Here is a 2,219-nt window from a genome sequence, read left to right as displayed (position 1 = left end):
GCGGCTCTTCTTCGTCATCTTCGCTCCTGATTCGCAGCAAGAATCCTCGCCGCTGTCAGGCAGAAAATCCACTCAAGCTACTGTCCGAATTTGCGGGGCCAGCTCTATCCGAGATCTGGCGACCGATTTAAAGAAGCGCATATTATTCACCCGGCTGGCTGGTCACCTGAGCGTGCTCGCCGCCGAGGTCGAGCGCGCGATCACTGAGGGTGAAGAGCAACGGATGACTGGTGCCTGGCGGCGGCCTTACACTTTCCCTGGCTGCAACTTGCTGGAGGCGAGCCAGCGATCGATGCGTACCGTTTCGAGCAAACGGCTCCTGCGTCTTGCGACCTATGAAGGTGTCAGGGACTGGCTTTTGAGCCAGCTTGAACGATGTCACGACCCACGGCCGCCCGCGCGAATTTGCAGCGATGATGACCAAGACGGCGCCCTCAGACAAACAAAAAGTCATTCGCCGTCATCACGCCCGTGAAGTTTGCAAGCGTAACTTGATCAGCTCCCGCCATGATAATGGTGCTAGTTCCGCTTTGGGTGATGACAAGGTCACCAAACGACTCCACGCCTGCCACGTCAATGAAGCCGATCTTGTCATGTTGGCATTGGCTGAAGTCCCCGATAACGTTCTGAGTTCCGACCGTCGTTGCGCCATCGTCCTTGAATACGAATGTGTCGCTACCGCCAAGAGCATTGCCGCGCAGTTGGCCATCGCCCCACATCACATTGTTGACCGTGCAACCTGGCGCCGCGGTTCCTGCGTAGAGGACATCGCTGCCGCCCTTGGCACGATCCGAAAGTTGCTCCGCATCGCCCCATAAGAAGTTATCGACCCGGCCGCTATTAACGGCGTGGCCGCCGACAACGAGATCATCGCCTCCTTGGGTCGCCCCGCCCATGGCCTGGGCGTCCCCATAGAGCTCATTTACAACATCAGTCAGCGAACTGTCACCGCCGCTTAGACTGTCATTACCTCCGCTGGCAGCGTCGAGCATCGTAACAGCATCGCCGACGGCGAAGTTCTTGCTCCCCTGCAACGTCGCAAGGTCATCGCCGCCTCGCGTATGGCCGGACATTGTGGCGCCGGCGTCTCCGTAAAAAGACACTGTGGAGCCGCCTTCGTTTGTGAAGGTATCGTTGCCACCCTTGGCAAAGCCGGAGATGTCGCCGCCGGCATCACCGTAGAAGGTCTTTGACATTATCGGCCCACCCGAGCCGGTAAAATTGTCGTCGCCTCCCTCAGCATGGCCGGAAATGTTGCCTCCGGCATCACCGTAGAGCACCTGCGTTGCGAACAAGGCCCCGTTGAAGGTGTCGTTGCCACCTTTGCTGTAACCGGTCATGTCACCGCCGGCATCTCCGTAGAATGTGTTGCCTGAGTCCGTTCTGGCTGTGAATGTGTCATCGCCGCCCTGGGCGTGACCGGACATGTTGCTCCCGGTATCACCAAAAAAGACGTTTGTTGCCTGCCTGGAGCCCTGGAAGCTGTCATTGCCACCCTTGCTGTGGCCAGACATGTCGTCGCCCGCATCGCCGTAAAAGGTGTGGGTCCCGCCCTGCACCGTCTGAGTTATGAAAGTGTCGTCGCCGCCCTGAGCGTGACCCGACATGGCGCCGCCGGCATCGCCGAAGAACGTATTGATTTGCTGTCTGCCGGTTCCACTCAAGAAGGTGTCGTTGCCGCCCTTACTGTGGTCCGACATGTCCGCGCCAGCGTCCCCGTAGGCAGTGACACTCGCCAATGGGAGTCCGTTGAACGTGTCATCGCCGCCCTGCGCAAAATCGAAAATGCTGCCAACCACGTCGCCATAAAATGTGTAATTGGAAAGTCCGACTTCATCGAAGGTGTCTTTGCCCCCCTTCGAGAAGTCGAACAGGTTGCCACCAGCATCGCCGAACAAGGTCGGTGCGCCAGGGGTGCCTATCAGGTTGTCGTCGGTGCCGAATTGACGATTGACTAGATCACCCGGAGTAAGCGGAACGGGCTGCCTGCGCATCGGAAGTCCTCCTCAACCGCATCCAAGACAATCTTAGGCTGTTTCCACAGGCAACGAAACCAACTAAAAGTGGGTACTTCCTTGAGCCATCCGTCCTCAAGACGAAGTAGTCGAGTAGAGCTGGCCCCGGTTGTTTGGACAGCGCCCCGCTGGATTTAAGTGGATTCCTGCCGGGTTATGCTGAACGCGGGGCTTTACGGTTTTGTCGTTGCGTCGGGAGGGCGT

At 58.2% G+C, this 2,219-nt stretch carries 1 protein-coding gene and 1 pseudogene; one reads left to right on the top strand and one right to left on the bottom strand.

What is annotated here, in order from left to right; all coding sequences use genetic code 11:
- Window positions 1-475 (top strand): annotated as a pseudogene (locus tag QJT78_RS50440) (hypothetical protein); the annotation flags it as partial.
- Here QJT78_RS50440 and QJT78_RS50435 read toward each other — a convergent pair.
- Entirely contained in the window at window positions 435-1,994 is a 1,560-nt protein-coding gene (locus tag QJT78_RS50435) for a hypothetical protein (protein ID WP_028154530.1), read from the bottom strand. The pseudogene QJT78_RS50440 and the gene QJT78_RS50435 sit on opposite strands and share 41 nt — an antisense overlap.
- Window positions 1,995-2,219: the final 225 nt, after the last annotated feature.

It is taken from the genome of Bradyrhizobium sp. Mp27, from assembly GCF_029953005.1.
Classification (GTDB): domain Bacteria; phylum Pseudomonadota; class Alphaproteobacteria; order Rhizobiales; family Xanthobacteraceae; genus Bradyrhizobium; species Bradyrhizobium barranii.
Note: the sequence above shows the minus strand (reverse complement) of the source record. Positions and strands in the feature narration are given on the sequence as shown.

Excerpts from the sequence above, each read along its gene's own strand:
- QJT78_RS50435 (WP_028154530.1), bottom strand. The coding sequence starts at position 1,994 with ATGCGCAGGCAGCCCGTTCCGCTTACTCCGGGTGATCTAGTCAATCGT.